Origin of the sequence: Enhygromyxa salina (assembly GCF_002994635.1) — a bacterium.
GTDB lineage: Bacteria > Myxococcota_A > Polyangia > Nannocystales > Nannocystaceae > Plesiocystis > Plesiocystis salina_B.
The window spans coordinates 53,140-69,988 of record NZ_PVNL01000035.1; the positions used below are offsets into that span (position 1 = coordinate 53,140).

General features: G+C 69.9%; 10 protein-coding genes. 5 read left to right on the forward strand and 5 right to left on the reverse strand.

What is annotated here, in order from left to right; all coding sequences use genetic code 11:
* Nucleotides 1-7: 7 nt before the first annotated feature.
* Nucleotides 8-1,300, reverse strand: coding sequence for a response regulator (locus tag ENSA7_RS07265; protein ID WP_106088477.1), 1,293 nt, complete (start codon nucleotides 1,298-1,300; stop codon nucleotides 8-10).
* Nucleotides 1,301-1,597: 297 nt separating this feature from the next.
* Between ENSA7_RS07265 and ENSA7_RS07270 the strand changes: the two genes are divergently transcribed.
* A complete protein-coding gene (locus ENSA7_RS07270) occupies nucleotides 1,598-1,828 on the forward strand; it encodes a helix-turn-helix domain-containing protein (RefSeq protein WP_052555282.1) in 231 nt (76 codons plus the stop codon).
* Nucleotides 1,829-1,945: 117 nt separating this feature from the next.
* Here the strand turns inward: ENSA7_RS07270 and ENSA7_RS07275 are convergent, their stop codons facing one another.
* Entirely contained in the window at nucleotides 1,946-4,741 is a 2,796-nt protein-coding gene (locus ENSA7_RS07275; RefSeq protein ID WP_106088478.1) for a protein kinase domain-containing protein, read from the reverse strand.
* Between the two features lie 83 nt (nucleotides 4,742-4,824).
* On the opposite strand from ENSA7_RS07275, the gene ENSA7_RS07280 reads away from it, so the two are divergent.
* Both ENSA7_RS07280 and ENSA7_RS07285 read left to right on the forward strand, forming a co-directional pair.
* Nucleotides 4,825-6,621, forward strand: a complete 1,797-nt coding sequence (locus ENSA7_RS07280) for an ATP-binding protein (RefSeq protein ID WP_106088479.1) — start codon at nucleotides 4,825-4,827, stop codon at nucleotides 6,619-6,621.
* Nucleotides 6,618-10,010, forward strand: a complete 3,393-nt coding sequence (locus ENSA7_RS07285; RefSeq protein WP_106088480.1) for a hypothetical protein — start codon at nucleotides 6,618-6,620, stop codon at nucleotides 10,008-10,010. Before ENSA7_RS07280 ends, ENSA7_RS07285 begins: the two co-directional genes overlap by 4 nt.
* A 90-nt stretch (nucleotides 10,011-10,100) precedes the next feature.
* On the opposite strand, the gene ENSA7_RS07290 is transcribed toward ENSA7_RS07285, so the two are convergent.
* Nucleotides 10,101-11,870 (reverse strand): hypothetical protein, encoded by a 1,770-nt coding sequence (locus ENSA7_RS07290; protein ID WP_106088481.1) that lies wholly within the window; start codon nucleotides 11,868-11,870, stop codon nucleotides 10,101-10,103.
* On the opposite strand from ENSA7_RS07290, the gene ENSA7_RS07295 reads away from it, so the two are divergent.
* Nucleotides 11,863-12,489, forward strand: a complete 627-nt coding sequence (locus tag ENSA7_RS07295; protein WP_146157437.1) for a vacuolar protein sorting-associated family 26 protein — start codon at nucleotides 11,863-11,865, stop codon at nucleotides 12,487-12,489. The two genes, ENSA7_RS07290 and ENSA7_RS07295, sit on opposite strands and share 8 nt — an antisense overlap.
* Before the next feature lie 6 nt (nucleotides 12,490-12,495).
* Here ENSA7_RS07295 and ENSA7_RS07300 read toward each other — a convergent pair whose 3' ends face one another.
* Together ENSA7_RS07300 and ENSA7_RS07305 are read right to left on the reverse strand one after the other, a co-directional pair.
* On the reverse strand, nucleotides 12,496-13,089 hold the full coding sequence (locus ENSA7_RS07300; protein WP_106088483.1) for a hypothetical protein: 594 nt from the start codon (nucleotides 13,087-13,089) through the stop codon (nucleotides 12,496-12,498).
* 100 nt (nucleotides 13,090-13,189) lie between these two features.
* Entirely contained in the window at nucleotides 13,190-14,713 is a 1,524-nt protein-coding gene (locus ENSA7_RS07305; RefSeq protein ID WP_106088484.1) for a phytoene desaturase family protein, read from the reverse strand.
* A gap of 51 nt (nucleotides 14,714-14,764) precedes the next feature.
* Here ENSA7_RS07305 and ENSA7_RS07310 point away from each other — a divergent pair, with 51 nt between their 5' ends.
* On the forward strand, nucleotides 14,765-16,843 hold the full coding sequence (locus ENSA7_RS07310) for a hypothetical protein (protein ID WP_106088485.1): 2,079 nt from the start codon (nucleotides 14,765-14,767) through the stop codon (nucleotides 16,841-16,843).
* Nucleotides 16,844-16,849: the final 6 nt, after the last annotated feature.

Sequence of the window (16,849 nt, forward strand, 5' to 3'; positions counted from 1 at the left end):
GGAAGGCTCAATCCAGGCCCATGATCTCGTCACGGACCTGTTCGGGGTTGCTGCTCGACTCGATCGATAGCACGGCGGAGGTCGCCCCCATGCCCACCATGATCAGCTGTTGACCGGTCTCGGACCGCGCGATGACCCCGTCAAACACGTTGTAGCCGAGCGACCTGGCGATCCGCGCGGCGCCGCGCATGTAGAAGCCGGCCAGCGTGACCAGCGAGCTGTTGCCGCCCATGCTCTCGGCCAGGACCTTGCCCGTGCTCGAGATGATCGCCACCCCGTTGACGCCCTCGAACTCGAAGAACTGCCCGAGCATCAGCTCGCGGGTCTCCGGGTCGTCGAGCAGGCCCATCGCCGAGTGCTGCGGCTCGGGCGGAGGCGGCGGAGGCGGAGGCGGCGACCGCATGTCGAAGGGATCATTTGGTTCGACGGGCAGCCCGGTGTCGGCCTGGGTTGGATCGAAGGGATCAAACCCGGCCGCGGACTCGGGGCCGTCGAGGTCCGACAGCGGCGGCTCGTGATCCAGATCGTTGAGATCGGCGAACGAGCTCTCGTGCTCCGCCGATGACGGCGGCGGCGGCGGTGGCTCGGGATCTTGGCCGAGCGTGCCCTCGTCCATCTGCCGGGCAGCTTCCATGAGCAGCCCGGTCGCCGAGCCCATGATCGTTCGCTTCGGCGGGTCGGTGTAGAACACCTCGGTGAAGGTCCCGCGCCCGACCGCGAGCACCTTGTAGAACGCGTTCTCGCCCTGGTAGGACTCGAATTCGGCGTGGACGATGTCGCCGTGCTCGAACCAGATGTGACCCTCGCTGATCGGCGTGACGACCTTGACCAGCTTGTCGCGGCCCGAGAGCGCGACCATCTGCACGTAGTCGAACAGCTCGACCTCGATCGAGTTTCCGTAGAACCCACGCCGCGGTCCGAGCTCTTCGACGAGCTCGATCAACTTGCTGAGCTCGACGGGCTTCTCGAGGATCCCGATCGACGCCTGGTTGCCGTAGGTCTTGCGGAACTCCGGCGTGATGTAGGCCGAGATCACCAGGATCTTGGTTGAGGGGCTGTAGCTGCCGAGCCACTGGATCAGCTCGAGCCCGTCGCCCCCGGGCATGCGCAGGTCCGTGACTACGGTGTCGTAGGGCTGAGAGCGCAGCCGCTCGATCGCCTGGCGTACGGTGCTGGCCGAGTCGGCGAGGTGACCCGAGCGGCGCAAAACACGCTCGATGGCGAACCGAAGGTTGACTTCGTCGTCGACCACCAACACGCGGATCGCGGACAGCGCTGACGCACGACTCGTCTCCGACACGGAGACCGCATCTTACTGCCATGGCGCCCGTGGCCATAGGGCCAACGAAATCGCGCGGCGATGTACCAATCCCGTCACATAGCTTATCCACCATGCGGACTGGGTTTCTGGTTAGGTTTTGCAGGTGCTCACAACGTCAATGTTTCGTATTCGCGCATTGTATAAACTATCATTCATAACATCTAGAGCGTGAAGTGCCGTTTTGTGGCAATTCATGATCTTAGGTACATGTACAAACTGTGGCCTAGCGCCCCGTTTTTTCTTTACACCGCATCGTGATCCAACTATTGTCGCTGCATGCCGATCGTTCTCGATTCCCTCAATCTCGCTGAAGCCGAACGGAAGCTCTGTGAGGAAGCCCTCGTAACCGCTGGCAGCATCGTAGAGGCCGCCAACCTGCTGGGGGTCACGCGGCACGCGCTCAAGCGCCGGATCCTCAAGCACCAGATCGAGTGGCCGCGCCCGCGTGTCACGCCCATGCGGGTCCCCGAGCCCCTGCTGCATCGCAGCGCCATTGCGGCGTTCTGACTTGGATCCTCAATCGCCCCCCAGACGTGGCCCGCTTTCGGGGTCGCAACGCCCTGACCCGCCGGCGCCACTCGTCGCTGCCGCTCAGGGCGTTCGTCGTTGGTCGAGCCGAGCCGCTCAGTCACACCGCGCGCGCAGCAGCTGGGTCTGGGCGACCTCGGTGTGGTCAGCTCCGAAGGTCGCCGTCCAGATCTCGATCGCGGCGTCGAGTGGGGGGATCGCCTCCGCGGGGCGCCCGAGCTCGAGCAGCGCGCGCCCGAGCAGGCGCTGAGACTGCGCGACCATGATGTGCTGCGGACCGAACACCTGCAGGTGCGCGGTGAGGGAGCGGTCGGCCAGCGCCTGCGCTCGCTCGAGCAGCGCGGCTCGGGCAGGCTCGGCAGGCTCGGCCAGCTCGGCCAGGTCGAGCAAATTCTTGCCGAGGTTGAGCTCGACCAGCGCGGTCATGGGGTGGTGAGGTCCAAGCGCCCGCTCGTTGATCTCGAGCGCGCGCTCGAGCAGCGCGATCGCCTCGCTGAAGTGATCCAGCGTGCCGTGAACGGTCGCGTAGTTGCTGAGTGAGAGCGCGAGCGCGGGGTGCTGGGGGCCAACCCTGTGCTCGAGCATCTCGAGCCCGAGCTCGAGCTCCGCCAGCGCCCGCCGTTCGTGCTCGTCGCCAACCCGGATCAGGATCGTCCCGTAGTTGATGTGAGCCGCGGCCAGCGAGGTCGACTCCTCGTCCTCGTCATGAAGCTCGAGCGCGCGCTCGAACGAGGCGGCGGCCGCTGGGATCTCGGACGCAAAGTAGTGGGCGATCCCGATCGCGGTGTGGACCTCGGCGAGCAGATCGTCGCGACCGACCCGCTCGGCTTCGGCGAGGGCGTGCTCGGTCCAGGCGCGGGCCGCCTCGAACTCACCAAGGCCGGCCGCGAACGTGTAGACCAGCAACGACGCCGCGTTGACGGAGACCTCGTCCTGGCTGCCGCGGCGCGCGGCGAAGAACGCGGCCTCCAGCGCGGCGCGGGCCTCGGTGAACTCGCCCCGCTCCTGCCGGACCCGGCCGAGCGCGAGCCCAGCCTCGGCCAGGGTTGGTTGCCACCCGAGCTCGAGCGCGGCGGCCTGGGTCTGCTCGGCCAGCGGCAGCGCGTCGTGGCTCTTGCCCCCGTCGACCATGGCCTCGATCTGCGCGACGTCCTCGCGCACCCGCTCGACCGCCGCCGCGAGGGTGGGATCATCGGGCGGGCGCCGGGCCGCGGTCAGCCAGCTCTGATCCGCGCAGACCTCGAGGCTGGGCAGGGCCTCGACCGCCTCGATGGTCTTCTCGATCACGGCGTCGTCGGCGTGGTCGAGCACGTCGAGCAGCGCGCCGAGCCTGAGCAAGCGCTGGTCGAGGCACGCCATGCGCAGATCCAGGAGCTCGGGGGACTGCTCGTGGCGCAGCTCGGTCGCCTCGCAAGCGTCGACGCGCGCGGCGACCCACGCCGCCGACCAGGTGTCGAGCTGGGCGGCCGCGCGGGTCCAGGTCTCGTCGGCGTAGACAAGCTCGCTGCGGGCGAACACCTGCGCGAGCTCGGCCGTCCGCGCGTCGGACCAGAGCTCTTGCAGCCGCGCGCCCGCGTGCTCGCACGGAGGCGGTGGCGGGAGCGGGTCGTTGCGCAGCTCGATCGCCGCGGTCGCGGCCGCGGCCGCCAGCGCGAGCGAGCCGAGACCGAGCACCCACGGTCGACGTCGCGCGACTGGATCATCGGCCAGCGCTCGCAGCAGCGCGTGCATGTCCGGCCAGCGCTGCTCGGGCCGCGCGGCCAGGCCCCGCTCGAGCGCCCGCCGGATCCTCGTCGGGACCGCGCGGGTCGACGGCGGCTCGGTGAACTTGGCGTTGGAGATCGCAAACAACAGGGCCAGCGGCGTGTCGCCAGCAAATGGCCGGACGCCGTAGAGGCACTGCCAGGTGGTCACGCAAAACGAGAATTGATCCGCGCGCGCGTCGGTCTCGTCGCTGCGCAGCTGCTCGGGGGCCATGTACGCCGGGGTCCCGAGCAGCGACCCGGCCATGGTCAGCTCGGACTCGAGCACCGATCCCCCGTCGACCCGCTCGACCCGCTCGACCCGCTCGACCCCAACATGGCGTGGGCCCGTGGGACCCGGTGGCTCGGAAGCCTGGGTCGCCGCGGGCGTGGGCACCCGCAGCGCGCTCGCGGACTTGCTGGGTGAGGTGGGGTGGCCGTCGGTCGACGAGCCGAGCGAGTCCCCACCCCGGGCTGCGCGGGCCAGGCCAAAGTCCATCACGCACACGCGACCATCGTCGCCGATCATCACGTTGTCGGGCTTGAAGTCGCGGTGGATCAGATCGTGATCATGGGCGGCCGCGAGTCCGCGCCCGGCGGCCAGCATGACATCGAGTGTCTCCGACCAGACCCGGGCAGGCGCCGGGGTGCTCCGGTTGGCGTGGTCGTGGGCGACGCCGGCCCAGCCGCGCAAGGTCTGGCCCTCGATGAACTCCATGGCCACGAACACGCGATCGTCGAGGGCGGCGATCGTGCCCGCGTCGTGCACGGAGATCACGTTGGGGTGCGTCAGCCGAGCGAGCGCCTGGGCCTCGCGCTGCAGCCGTTGGCTGTGATCGTGCCGGTTGCCGTGCAGGAGCTTGAGGGCGACCTTGCGGTCGAGGTTCGGGTCCCACGCAGCGTAGACCACCCCCATGCCGCCCGCGCCGACCCGCTCGAGGATCACATAGCGCCCGACCTCGTCGCCGCGCGCGAGCGGCCGCTGGTTGGTGCCGCCGCGCGGGGGCCTGGAGGTGTGCTGCTGCGCGTCGCCGAACTCCACGCGGGTCGCGTCCGGCGGACCCTGATCGAGATCGGGATCGAGATCGGGATCGGGCGGTTCACCGACCAGCGTGCAGTCTTGCGACGGCGGCGTGTCTGCCGGCTTCACCGCGACGAGGATAGCAGAGCACGCCAGGCCAGCGGCGCGGTGATGGGCGCGGCGTCGCTCATCTGGCACACTCGCAGCGGCCGATGTCCGCCGCCGAAGTCGACGCGTTGCTCGAGCGGTTGGTCGCGCAGTTCGAGTCGCCCTACGACTTCCTGCGCGAGCTCGTCCAGAACGCGATGGACGCTGGCAGCGATCGGGTCGAGGTCACCCTCGAGTGCCACCCGCTCGGCGAGGACCCGGGATCGGGTGCCAGCAGCGACGAGCTCATCTTCGAGCTGACGATCCTCGACACGGGCGCGGGCATGGACGAGGCGATCATCGACCAGGAGCTCACCCGGCTGTTCTCGTCGGGCAAGAGCGGGGATCGGACCATGGCCGGCGGGTTTGGGATCGGCTTCGTCAGCGTGTTCGCGTGGGAGCCCGAGGCGGTGCTGCTCCACACGGGCCGCGCGGGTGAGAGCTGGGAGCTGGTGTTTCACGGGGATCGCAGCTTCGAGAAGGTCGCCGTCGAAGATCCGATCGAGGGCACCACGATCTCGCTGTTTCGGCGCGGGCGGGCCAGCGAGCGCGAGGCGATCGCCGACGCGATCCGCGACAGCCTGTGGCGGTGGTGCCGGTTCTGCCCGCTGGAGCTCTCGTTCGAAGATCTCAGCGGCGACGAGCCGGCCGAGCTGATCCAGGACTCGCCGGAGCCGACCGAGCTCGGGCTCGGCGCCGGGCTGACGCGCGCTGAAGTGCGCGGCGAGTCGACCCTGCGGGTCAGCTTCGCGGTCCCGCCCAACGCGGTGTTCCTGCGGCGCGGGTTGATCCTGGCCGAGGGCGGGCCCAAGCAGCTGCTGGCCAAGGTCGCCGACGCGCTCGGGACCAGCGCGGATCACCTGCAGATCTGGGCCGACAGCCCGCTGCTGCGGACCAGCCTGGCCCGCGACACGGTGCTCCACGACGAGGGCCGCGACGCGGTGGAGGGGCGCTTGCTCAGCCTGCTCACCCAGCTGCGCGAGGATCTGCTCGCGCGCCTCGAGCAGCTCGCGGCCACGGGCGAGGGCGAGCTCGACGACGCGGACGACCCGGCCGTGGACCCACGCTGGACCCACGAGCGACACGCGATCTACGGGGCCCTGCACGCGCACCTCGAGCTCGAGTACGGCCACCTCGAGCGCAAGGTCCGGTCGCGGGCGATCCTGCGGGACCTCGTCCACGCCCGCGCGCTCAGCCTCGACGCGGCGGTCCAGCGGATGGGCGCGCGGCCGCTGCTGGTCGCGGCGCCGTCGGTCGTTCGCCCGGCTGTCGGCGCGAGCGAGGGTGAGACACCGCTGGCCGACGCGCTCGCGCAGCTGATTCGAGACCTGCGGCCCACGAGCTTTCCGGTGCTCGCCGGGGATTTTCGTGATGATCGATCGTGGCTCGCGGCCCTCGCCACGCTCACGGGCGCCGAGCTGTCGCCGGTCGAGCGGGCGATCGCGCGAGTGGTGCCCCACGTCGATGAGGCCGCGGGCCTGTGCGGCGTGGTCGAGAGCTTGCTGCGCGGGCTCGGGTGCGAGCAGACGGTCGTCCGGGTCGGTCAGTTCGTCGACCTGCTCGGTCGGCCCGAGCGCAGCCCGGTGTTTGGTCCCGAGGTGGTCGGCGCCGCCTCGCCGCTCGCGTTTCACGGCGGTCGCACGATCCCAGCCGTGAGCCTGGTCCGGCGCACGGTCTGGCTCAACGTCCACAACAGCCTGGTCGAGGCCGCGATCGACCGCTTCACCGAGCGACCGCTGGTCGCCGGGTTGGCCCTCACCTGCGGCCTGCTCGGCCACCTCGATCAAGCGGCCGACGTCAACGACGTCGCCCATCTCGCCGAGCAGCTCGAGCGGGACAGTCGGAGGGAGGCGCGGAAGTGACTCGCGCCGCGCTCCATCCCGGGATCGGTCGGCTGCTCGCGAGTCGTCGGCTCGGCAGCCTCGCGGACTCGCGGCATCGGTTCACGGTCTCGCGCGAGCAAGCGCTGCTGCGGCTGCGGCAGCAGGTTCGCGAGCGCGACGAGGGGCAGTGGGACTGGACCTCGTTCGTGGTCCGAGCGGCCAACGCGATGAGCGAGATCCCCGAGGCCCGCGTCGAGGTCGACCAGGGCGCCGACGAACAGCTGCGGGTCACCACGATCGACGTGATCACCCCGGGCACCGAGTTCACCGGGCTCGACCTCGCCGACATGCTCGCGGGCGCGCTCGAGCCCGACCTCGGCGAGCCGATCTCCGGTGGCGATCCAGACCTGCGGCTGAGTCGGTTTCGGATGTTGATCGGCCGGGCGATCAACGCCGCGCTCGCGCGCGAGCCGGTCGCGCTCGAGCTCGAGACCCCGGTCGGTGGGCGTCGCTTCGAGCGGCGCGAGCAGCTCAGCGAAGGCCGTGATCCCTACATCGAGCGCAAGCTCGGCGCGTGCGTGGGCACCAGTCGGTTTGTCGTGCGGGTGATCGAGCCGCGCCCGGGCCTGAGCTCGCGCCTGGGCCGATGGCTGCGGCGCCGCGGCGAGCTGGCGGAGGAGCTCGGCGCGCTGTGGGACTCGCAGCGGCTCCTCGATCGGGTCGATCAGCACCTGACTGACCAGGCCGAAGACGGCACGCGGAGCTTGGGTCCGGTGCTCGCGGCCGAGCCAGTCAGGTTTGGTGATCACGCGCTCTATGGCCCACAGCGCGCGGTCCCGGCCCCAGCCAGCGGGGCCTCGGTCCGCGACTGGGGCTCGGTGGTGCTGGTCCGCGACGGGATCCTGATCGTGGATCTGGGCCCGGCGCTGCGCGAGCAGCAGATCGACGTTGCGAGCTTGGCTGGCTGGATCGACTGCCCCAAGCTGCGCCTGACCGCCGACGAGCGCAGCGTCGTGCGCGACGCCAACTTCGAGCTGCTGGTCGCGTGGCTGCACGACTATCACAGCCGCAGCGACGCGACGGGCTCGGTCAGCTGGCCCGAGGGGCTGGGCGACGGGCTGACCAGCGCGAGCGGTCACGCGATCCCGATCACGCAGCTGGCCGAGGACGCCCGGCGCGGGCGCGAGCTGATCTACGTGTGGCGCCACCAGGCCGCCGACGTCCCGGTCCACGCGCGCGCCCAGGTCGTGGCCCTGTCGCCCTCGCAGGAGCTGTTGGTCCGCGAGCGGTTCGCGGACATGCGCCTGGTCCCGCTGCGCGCGATCGGGAATCAGGGCGACGTCGACCCGGCGGATCTCACCTCGCTGCAGGCGGGCAGCTACGAGGCCCTGGCGCTGGTCAAGGACAGCCCGCTGCGCCCCGAGCCCGAGCAGGGCCCGCTCGCGCTCGACCTGCGCGTGTCCGTCGACGCCTACGTGCACCGGGCCTCGACCGCGAGCACGGGCTTCATCGTGATCCTGGCCTACGAGCGCCGGGTCGCGCAGATCCACGATCACACCAAGGTCGTCGCTGGCGTCACGCTGATCTGTCGAGTGCGCGGTGAAGGGACGGCGATCGACGTCGCCGCGCTGCGCCGCGACCACGTCACGATCGGCAAGATCGCCGAGCTGTGTCGGGCCCGGACCCACGCGCACTGGGAGGCGCTGCTGGCCCACGCGATGAGCCGGGCCAAGCCGTGGGAGAACCCGCTGTTGCGCGGGGCGCTCGACGCCCTCGGCCCGCGGGCGATCGACCTGCGCTACCAAAAGACCGAGGACGGCGTGCGGCTGGGCTGGCGCGACACCGTGCTGCTCGACGTCGAGCTCGGCCGGGTGCTCGCCGATCCCAGCACCCGGGCGCGAGGCCAAGCGCCGCCGCTCGGTCCAGCCAAGACCCTGCGCGACGCGCTTCGGCAGCTGCGCGAGCGGGGCTTCGTGCTGCTCGCCCACCCGCACAAGCGCTACGACCGGCTGGTGTCCGATGATCCGCAGCTGCGCCCCTGGCTGCTTCACGATGGTGACGCCGCGCGGGCGCTGCTGACCCGGGTGGTCGGGGCCGCGACCGTGCTGGACATGCCGGTCGTCGCCGAGGCTCACCCGCTGGTCATCGCGTCTCCCCTCGAGGATCAGCGCCACCTGCTGCGCGGCCGCGAGACGATCGAGCGTGACCTGCAGCGCAGCCCGACCGATCCGATGGCGCGTCAGCGCTTGCTCGGGCACCTGCTCGTCGCGCGCGGGCTCGGGGTCGACGCGCCGGGTCTGAACAGCGGAGGCGCGTCAACGGACGCGCTGGGGCTCGAGACCGTGCCGTTGTTGGATCGCTATGACCCGCGCGCGCTCAGCCCCACGCGCCTGGTCAGCCTCGCGTCGGTGCTGAGCGAGCGGCCACCACCGGGCTTGGTGCCGGCCGGCGCAGTTCACCGCGGCCTGCCCCGGCCGATGCTCGAGGTGACCCCGGGGCTCGCGGATCTGCTCGCCCAGGTCGAGGACTTGGAGCCGGGGTCGACGGCGGGCGCGAGCGCCGAGTCTGACATCGCGATCGACGCCCACCGGGGCGACCGAGGCTCGAGCGTCGCGATTCGTCGGCGGTCTCGCGGTGTCCCCCCGCTGCTCGCGACCTCGGTCGTGCACGCGTTCGTGATCGGCCGGCTGCAGGTCGCGGGCGACGCCAACTCCGACGGGATCGCGCTGTGGGCGAGCGGCCTGCGGGTCGGCGAGCTCGAGCTCCCCGAGCCGCTCGGCCGGGTCTCCGGTCGCCTGCTGCTCACGCCCCAAGGACAGCAAGTCGGCCAGGCTCGGGTCCGTGAAGAGGTCACCCGGCAGGCCCGCGCGCTGTTGGCCGACGCGCTGCGCCAGCGCACCTTGTTGCCGCCCGACGGCCCCCAGCGCAGGCGGCTCGATCACTTCGTCGAGTACATCCGCGCGGCGGTCCGCGTGGAAGATCGGTTTGCGCTCGCCGAGGATCTCGGCCTGACCGAGCCCGAGGATCGCGGCAAGCGGGTCGCGGCCCTGCGGGCGATGTCGCTGAGCGCCGCGCCGCTGCGGCCGCTGAGTGGACGCCGCGAGGGATCGCTGTCCGAGGTGGTCCGGCTGAGCCTGGCGATGCGTGTCCACTTCGACACGGCGATGCTGTCGTGGCGGGCGGCGAAGCTCGGCAAGCGCCGCCGTGACGACTCACTGGAGATCGAATTCGGCCTGCGCAACGGGTGGATTCAGCGGGGACTCGACGCCGACGGGGATCTGCCGGACGTCGAGCACCGCCGGGCGGCGCTGCTGGCTGGCGTGTTCGTGATCGCAGAGTTCTTTACCCAGGCGCGGGAGCGAGACGACGTCCCGCTGGGACCGGAGCACCTGGTCGTGGCGCTGTGGCGGCTGTTGAAGCTGTCTTAGAACTGTCGGGCCAGTTCGCTGCCCACGGTGAACCGGTCAACGAATGGCGCTCGCAAGCGGGCGAGAAGCCTCGCCCGAGCTGAAAGTAGCCTATTCGTCCGACACGCGAAGGCTCGCCGCCAGGCGCAGCAGACCGGGGCGCGGGCGGGTCATGATCAGGTCGCCCAGCTGGATGCCCAGCTCGTCGACCAACAGCTCGCGCAGGGCGATCTTCGGCAGGTTGCGCGCGCCCGGGCGCAGGTGGGCATCGATCCGCTCGCGGACCTCGGCGGCCTCGAGCACCTCGGAGAAGCAGCCTCGCAGCGCCTGGCCGGCGCCCGACTCGGCTGGTTGAGCGCAGGTGATGTCGAGGCGATCCAAGCTGCCGATCAAACCGAGCTCGCCGGTCTCGGAATTCCAGCTGGGGCTCAAGGTCCCGGCCGCGGCTACGAACACCTGCCCCCACGGTTGCTCGTCAACACCAGTCAACGTGATCTGCAGGCCGCCCAGCCCGTAGGCCCAGCCGGCGTCGGGGCCACCGCTCGGGGTCAGCGTGGGCGGTCGCGTGGGGTGCAGGCCGCCCAGGCGCAGCGGCGTCCAGCTCGCGAGCTCGTCGTTGGCGTGGGCGAGCACCCGCTGCTCGCCGATCAGCTCGGCCAGCAGCCCGTTCGCCGTCCACGAGGTCAGCAGCGCGTTGACCAGATCAATGCTGAGCTCGACCCGCAGGTCCTCCGCGGCGCCGAGCGGCTCCGCGGTCGGCGTCGCGCCCGTGATCAGCGGACCCGGGACCCCGAGCTCGAACACCGACGGCCCGGGCTCCGGGACCACCCACAAGCCAGCGAACAGCCCGGTCGCCCGCACGCCCGTCTGCTCGCAAAACCCCACGCCGACGCGCGAGCTCGGCCGGCCCGGAACCAGCTCGACGTGGGTGGGCAACAGCTCGACGCCCGACAGCTGCGCGAGGCCGTCGTCGATCTGCTCGCGGACGACCTCGCGGGCCTTGTTGGTCACGAACTTGTCAGCCAGGAACCAACCGGCGGCGGCCCCGACCGGCGCGAGCGGGCCGCTGATCAAGCCGCCGATCAGCGCCCCGCCGCCAGCCCCGACCCCGCGGGCCTTGTTGCGCAGCGCGCCGCGAAACTCGACCTCGCCCAGGGTCACGAGCTCGGCGAACAGCTCTCGCTCATTGATGATCGCAACCACCACGACCCCGCTGACCGCGAGCGTGTTGTGGCCCGCGACCTCGAGCTCGAAGTGGACGACGTCGTCGCGCAGATCCAGCTGCGCCTTGCTCAGCTTGGTGTCCGGGCCCATGTGCTCGTTGGCGCGCAGGGCCGGCAACACCTCGCGCTCGAGCATCGGGATCACCAGGCTGCGCACCAGCTGTGGTGAGGCGGTGAAGGTGGCCCCGCACGGCTTCACGTTGGTGTTGGTGTTGGTGTCGGTGTTGGACGCAAACCGGCCAACCAAGATCGGATCCACGATCCGCTCGCTGCGGCCGCCCCGGCGATCGATCCCCAGCTCGACGAAGTGCCAGCCGGGCGCGCCCGCGAGGTCCAGCAGCGGGAGCTCGAGCTCGCCCGCGTCGGCCCGACCCCGGACCTCGACGGCCGACCCATCCACGCTCACCGTGACCCGCTCGCGCTCGGCCGCGGGCTGGACCAGACCGCGCCAGCTCAGCAGCCGCGGGTCAGTCGCCCCGGCGTCGGCCAGCGGGATCACCCGGGCCGGCTGCTCGACCACGATCGCAAAGCTCACCTGACTGCGCGCCTCGTGCTCGAGCACCGCGCCGCCACGCCACAGGATCATCGCCGCGAGGCCCAGCCCGACCAGCCCTGGGACATAGCGGGCGAATCGTCGCGGGCGCGGCACCGTGGCCATTGAAGCACACCTGGTCGGTCGCGGCACCGAGACCGGCGGTATGCTCGCGGCGATGCCCGACTGGAAGAAGCTGTTTGACTCGGCCACCGAGCAAGTCGGTGAGGGGATGAAGATCGCCGGCGCTGGCTTGAAGCAAGCGGCGGGTGAAGCGAAGAAGGTCGCCGGGATCGGCGTCGGCACGATCACGGTCGAGGCCAGCCGGAGCAGCTACGAGCTCGGCGACACCGTCACGGGCACGGTGCGGCTACAGCTGACCGAGCCGATCCCCGCCAAGCGGCTGGTCGTGGCGCTTCAGGCCACGCGCAAGCGCTACGTGGCGCAGCGGGCCAGCGACGGGCGTGTGGCGCCGGTCCAGCGGACCGAGACTTTGGTCGATCACGAGGTCGAGGTCGACGGCGAGCGGACGTACGCCAGCGGCACGCACCGCTTCACCGTTCGGATCCCCGCGCGGATCGACGCGAAGGTCGACGTCGGGGGCAAGCTCGGGGACCTGCTCTCGGCGGCGCAGACGATCAAGTCGATGACCGAGTCGCCGATCCGCTGGAAGCTCGTCGCGTTCCTGGACATCCCGTGGAAGCGCAACTTGTCAAAGGACATCGACTTGTCCGTGCACGAGTAGCGGGAGCTACTTGGCCGGCATCGGGATCGAGTTGATGATCTGCTTGCAGTTCTCGAGCTGCGACTTCGGGCCCCAGCACTTGGTGTAGCTGTCGGGACGGAACCCGAGCACGAAGATCTTGTTGTCGCTCGCGCGCTCGAGCTCGACCACGTGGACGCCGGCTTCACTGGTGGCCGCGGTGGTGATCTCCGCGTTCGAAACGGTCCACTTGGTCGCCTTCTTGGCCTTGTCGAGGGTCGTCTCGCCGCCCGTGGTCTCGTAGTCGATGTACAGCGCCTCGAACCCGTCGGCGCTGAGCGGGAATTTATAGTGGCCGCCCTTGTCGCTCATGTTGGTGGCCTCGGCGCCCTTTGGCAGCAGCATCTTGCCGAGAAAGGGCTCCTCGAACTCCTCGAGGTTGACCTCGCCGGGCGTGACCGCGGGCGCCTCTTCGGCGGGGGGCGCTTCGGGGGCCTTCTCGGGCGCCGCTTCGGGGGCCTTCTCGGCGGTCTTCTCGGCCGGCTCCTTGTCTTGCTTCTTCTCGCCCTCGGCGGGCTTTGAATCGCAAGCAATGGTGAGGAACGCGGCGGCAATGATGAGTGGGACGATTCGGGTCTGCATGATTCTGTACCGGAAATGGTGGGCCGCGGTGAGGCGGCGATCGACGATCGGTGTCGTCGGTGGCGGAATACTGCCGGCATCGAGTGTCAAGGACAACCCCTCACAGATCCCGCAACAGCATCTGCGCGGCATTGTAGCCACACATTCCGTGCACGCCCGCGCCCGGATGTGCGTACGAGGACCCCAAATACAGCCCGCGCACGGGCATGCGATAGCGAAACCACGGAAACACGGGCCGAAACAGCAGCTGTCGATACCACGCGTTCGATCCACCCCCGAGGTCTCCGCCGATCAGGTTGGCGTCCATGTGCTCGAGGTCGTCGGGTGAGACGGCCCGGCGGGCGAGCACACGATCACGAAACCCTGGCGCGAGCGCCTCGATGCGCGCGTCCACGGTGTCGGCGAAGCGCGCTTTGAGCTCGGCCCAGTCGCCGGCCCCGGGCGCGTGGTTCGGCACCCGCGAGTAGGCCCACAGCGTGTGCTGTTGAGCCGGCGCGCGGGTTGGATCCGACAGGCTCTGCTGGCCGATCACCAGGTACGGGTTGCTCGGCAGCGCACCCCCGCGGACCTCGTTGGTGAACCGCCGCAGATCCTCGAGGCTGTCGCCCGCGTGGACCACCGCGGCCTCGCGGGCCGGCTCGCAGCTCCACGGGACCGGCCCGTCGAGCGCCCAGTCGATCTTGAAGGTGCCCCAGCCGCTGGCGAAGCTCGCCATCTTGCGGACGATCCGGCCCGGCAGGTGCTTGGCGTCGACCAGGCGCCCGAGCAACGCGGGCGCCGACGTATCGCTGAGGATCCCCGTGCTCGCGCGGATCTCCTGCCCATCCGCCAGCACCACGGCCACCGCCCGGTTGTCACGCACGACGATCGACTCGACCCGCGCGCCCAGCTGCAGGCGCCCGCCGTGGCTCTCGAGCTTGCCCAGCAGCGCGGCCGTGATCGCCCCCGCGCCGCCTTCGGGCACGCCGTAGCCCCCGGTCGTCGCCATCACCGCGAGCATGTAGCCGATCCCCGATCCAAACGTGTCGTCGGGCCCGACGTCGGTGTGCAGCGCGAGCCCGGGGATCACCCGCCGAGCCGCCTCCGACCGAAACCACGCGTTGGACAGCCGCGCGCCGCTGCGCATGAAGGTGGCCGCGATCCGAATGATCGCAAACGGCAGCAGCCCGAGCGCCGGCCGGATCGCCGGGAAGGTCTCGAGCATCGCGGGGATCAGCGAGGGCTCGACCTTCCGGTGCCACTCGCAGACCCGACGCATGCGCGCCCCGTCTTCCGGAGATCCAAAATTGCGCTCGACGATGTCGAGGTCACGCGCGAGCACGGCCACGCTGCCGTCCGGGGCCGGGTGGGCGCTCTCGATCGGCGCGAAGGTCCAGCGCAGCCCGTGCTCGTCCAGGCGGAGATCCCGAAACGCCGGGCTCGCCTGCGCGAACGGAAAGAACGCCGCGCCCACGTCGTGAGTGAACCCAGGCAGCGTCCCGGCATCCGAAGCCAGGGCCCCGCCGGCCCGCTCGGGGTGGGCCTCGACCACCAGCACGCTCAGCCCCGCGCGAGCGAGCACGCAGGCAGCCGCGAGCCCGTTGGGCCCCGCGCCGATGACGACGACCTCAGGATCGCTGGACACGTGGGTTTATACCGCCTGTGGGGGTCTGGGAAACCATGGCAATGTCGCGCCATGCAAGCCCTGCTTGGACTGCTATGGCTCGCCCCGGCCGCTGAAGAAGCCCCGTCGGGGATCGACGCCCTGCTCGGCCGGTTCGCCGATCCCCACCAGACCTACGCCACCCAGCTCGACATCGCGTCGCTGATGGTGGTCGTGCTGCTCGCCGCGCTGGTGTGGCGGAGCCTCCGCAATCGGCCGAAGCTGCTCGAGGACGTGGCTCCGGCGCTGACCAAGCAGCTCGACGACCCGAAGTTCGTGAGCTGGGCCAACCGGGTGATCTCGGGTGGCCTGGTCGTGATCGCCCTGTGCGCGTCGATCAACTACTTCTACGGGACCCGCAACAACGGCGTGTACGTGCATCGCTGGGACGCCTTTCACACGGTGATCGGCGTCAAGTATCACAAGGAGCTCGGCTACTTCGATCTCTACAAGTGCGCCTACGCGGTCGACCGCGCGGGGCCGCACCATTTTCGCGCGGTCAAGCAGATCCGTGACCTGCGGACCCGCAAATTCGTCGACCGCGAGGAGCACATCGCCGGCAACGACTGCGAGAGCCGGTTCACCCCCGAGCGGCTCGAGGAGTTTCGCCATGACCTCGCCGAGTTCGGGACCTGGTCGTCCAAGCGCCAGTGGCGGATCTTGATGAAGGACAAGGGCTTCAACGGCACGCCGTTCTACGCGACCGTCTCCAAGCTGCTGGTCAACCCGATCGACGTCAACCTCGACAGCCTCAAGCGGCTGGCCAAGATCGATCCGTTCTTGATGTGCGTGGCCTTTGGCGTGGTTGGCTGGGCGTTCGGGGTCCGCCAAGCCGCGATCATGGCGATCTTCTTCTGCGTGTTCTTTCCCAACCGGTTCACGCACATGGGCGGGTCGATCCTGCGCTTCGACTACGTCGCGGCGCTGCTGATCGGGTTCGCCGCGCTCAAGAAGGACAAGTGGGGTCTAGCCGGGGCGATGTTCGCCTGGGCGACGATGGTCCGGGTGTTCCCGGCGATCTTCGCGGTCGGGGTGGTGATCAAGATCGCCAGCGACCTGCTCGATACCCGCAAGCTCCGCGAGGAGCACTGGAGGTTCGCCGGCTTCTACGGCGGCACGCTCGCGCTGTGCTTCGTGATCAGCCTGATCGGCATGGACGGCGGGTTCGAGAACTGGCGGACCTGGTACGAGAACATGAAGATCCACAACTCGACCTCGGCGTCGTTCCGGGTCGGGTTCAAGCACCTGTTCATGCTCGACGGCAAGGTCACCGGGAGCGACTACGGGCTCAAGCAGGCCAACTTCAACGCTCGCAGCGGCTACTACTGGGCCGCCGTCGCGTGCTTGATGGCGCCGCTGCTGATCGCCGTGCGCCGGCTCGACATGGTCAGCTTCGCCGCGCTGTTTGGCGTGTTCGGGTTCTTCCTGCTCGCGGTCGCAACCCGCTACTACCTGGGCGTGGTCGCGATCTTGTTCTTGGTCGACCGCAAGCTGCTCAGCAACCGCTACATGCTGATCATGGGCATCGTGCTGTTCGCCGCGGCCGGGTTCGACTTCTTCTACTTCGAGCTCAATGACAGCGACTCGCTGATGTACAACATCATCGTCGGCGCGGAGCTCACGCTGGTGATCTTGCTGCTCGGCAGCTGGCTGCTGTTCAACCCCTCGCTGCTCGACGTCGGCGATGACCCGCGGCTGCCGACCCACGTGCCCGCGCAGCTCGGGGCCGTGACCGCGGCGCTGCAGCTACCCGAGAGCAAGCCCAAGAAGAAGAAGGGCAAGAAGAAGAAGCACGCTAGCAAGCAGCCGTCGGGTCCGCTCGAGGCGGACGTCGAGACCGACGTGGTCGCGCGGGTGCCGGTGCCCCACGAGCCGAGCGACGCGGACTCGCCCGCCGGGTCGGATCCGGAGCTTGGGATCGAGACGGTCTCCTCGTCCAGCCCCGGCATTGATCGTCCGGCCGTGACGGTCCCCGACGGGCCGCGCAAGGCGGTGCTCGACGCTGACCCCGAGGACGGCGAGCAAGACGAGTCCAGCAGCTCCCAGCGGTCCGCGAAGGCCGAGCCGAGCAAGGCCTCCGAGGAGGGCGAGGGCGACGACGCGAGCTCGTGAGCTGCT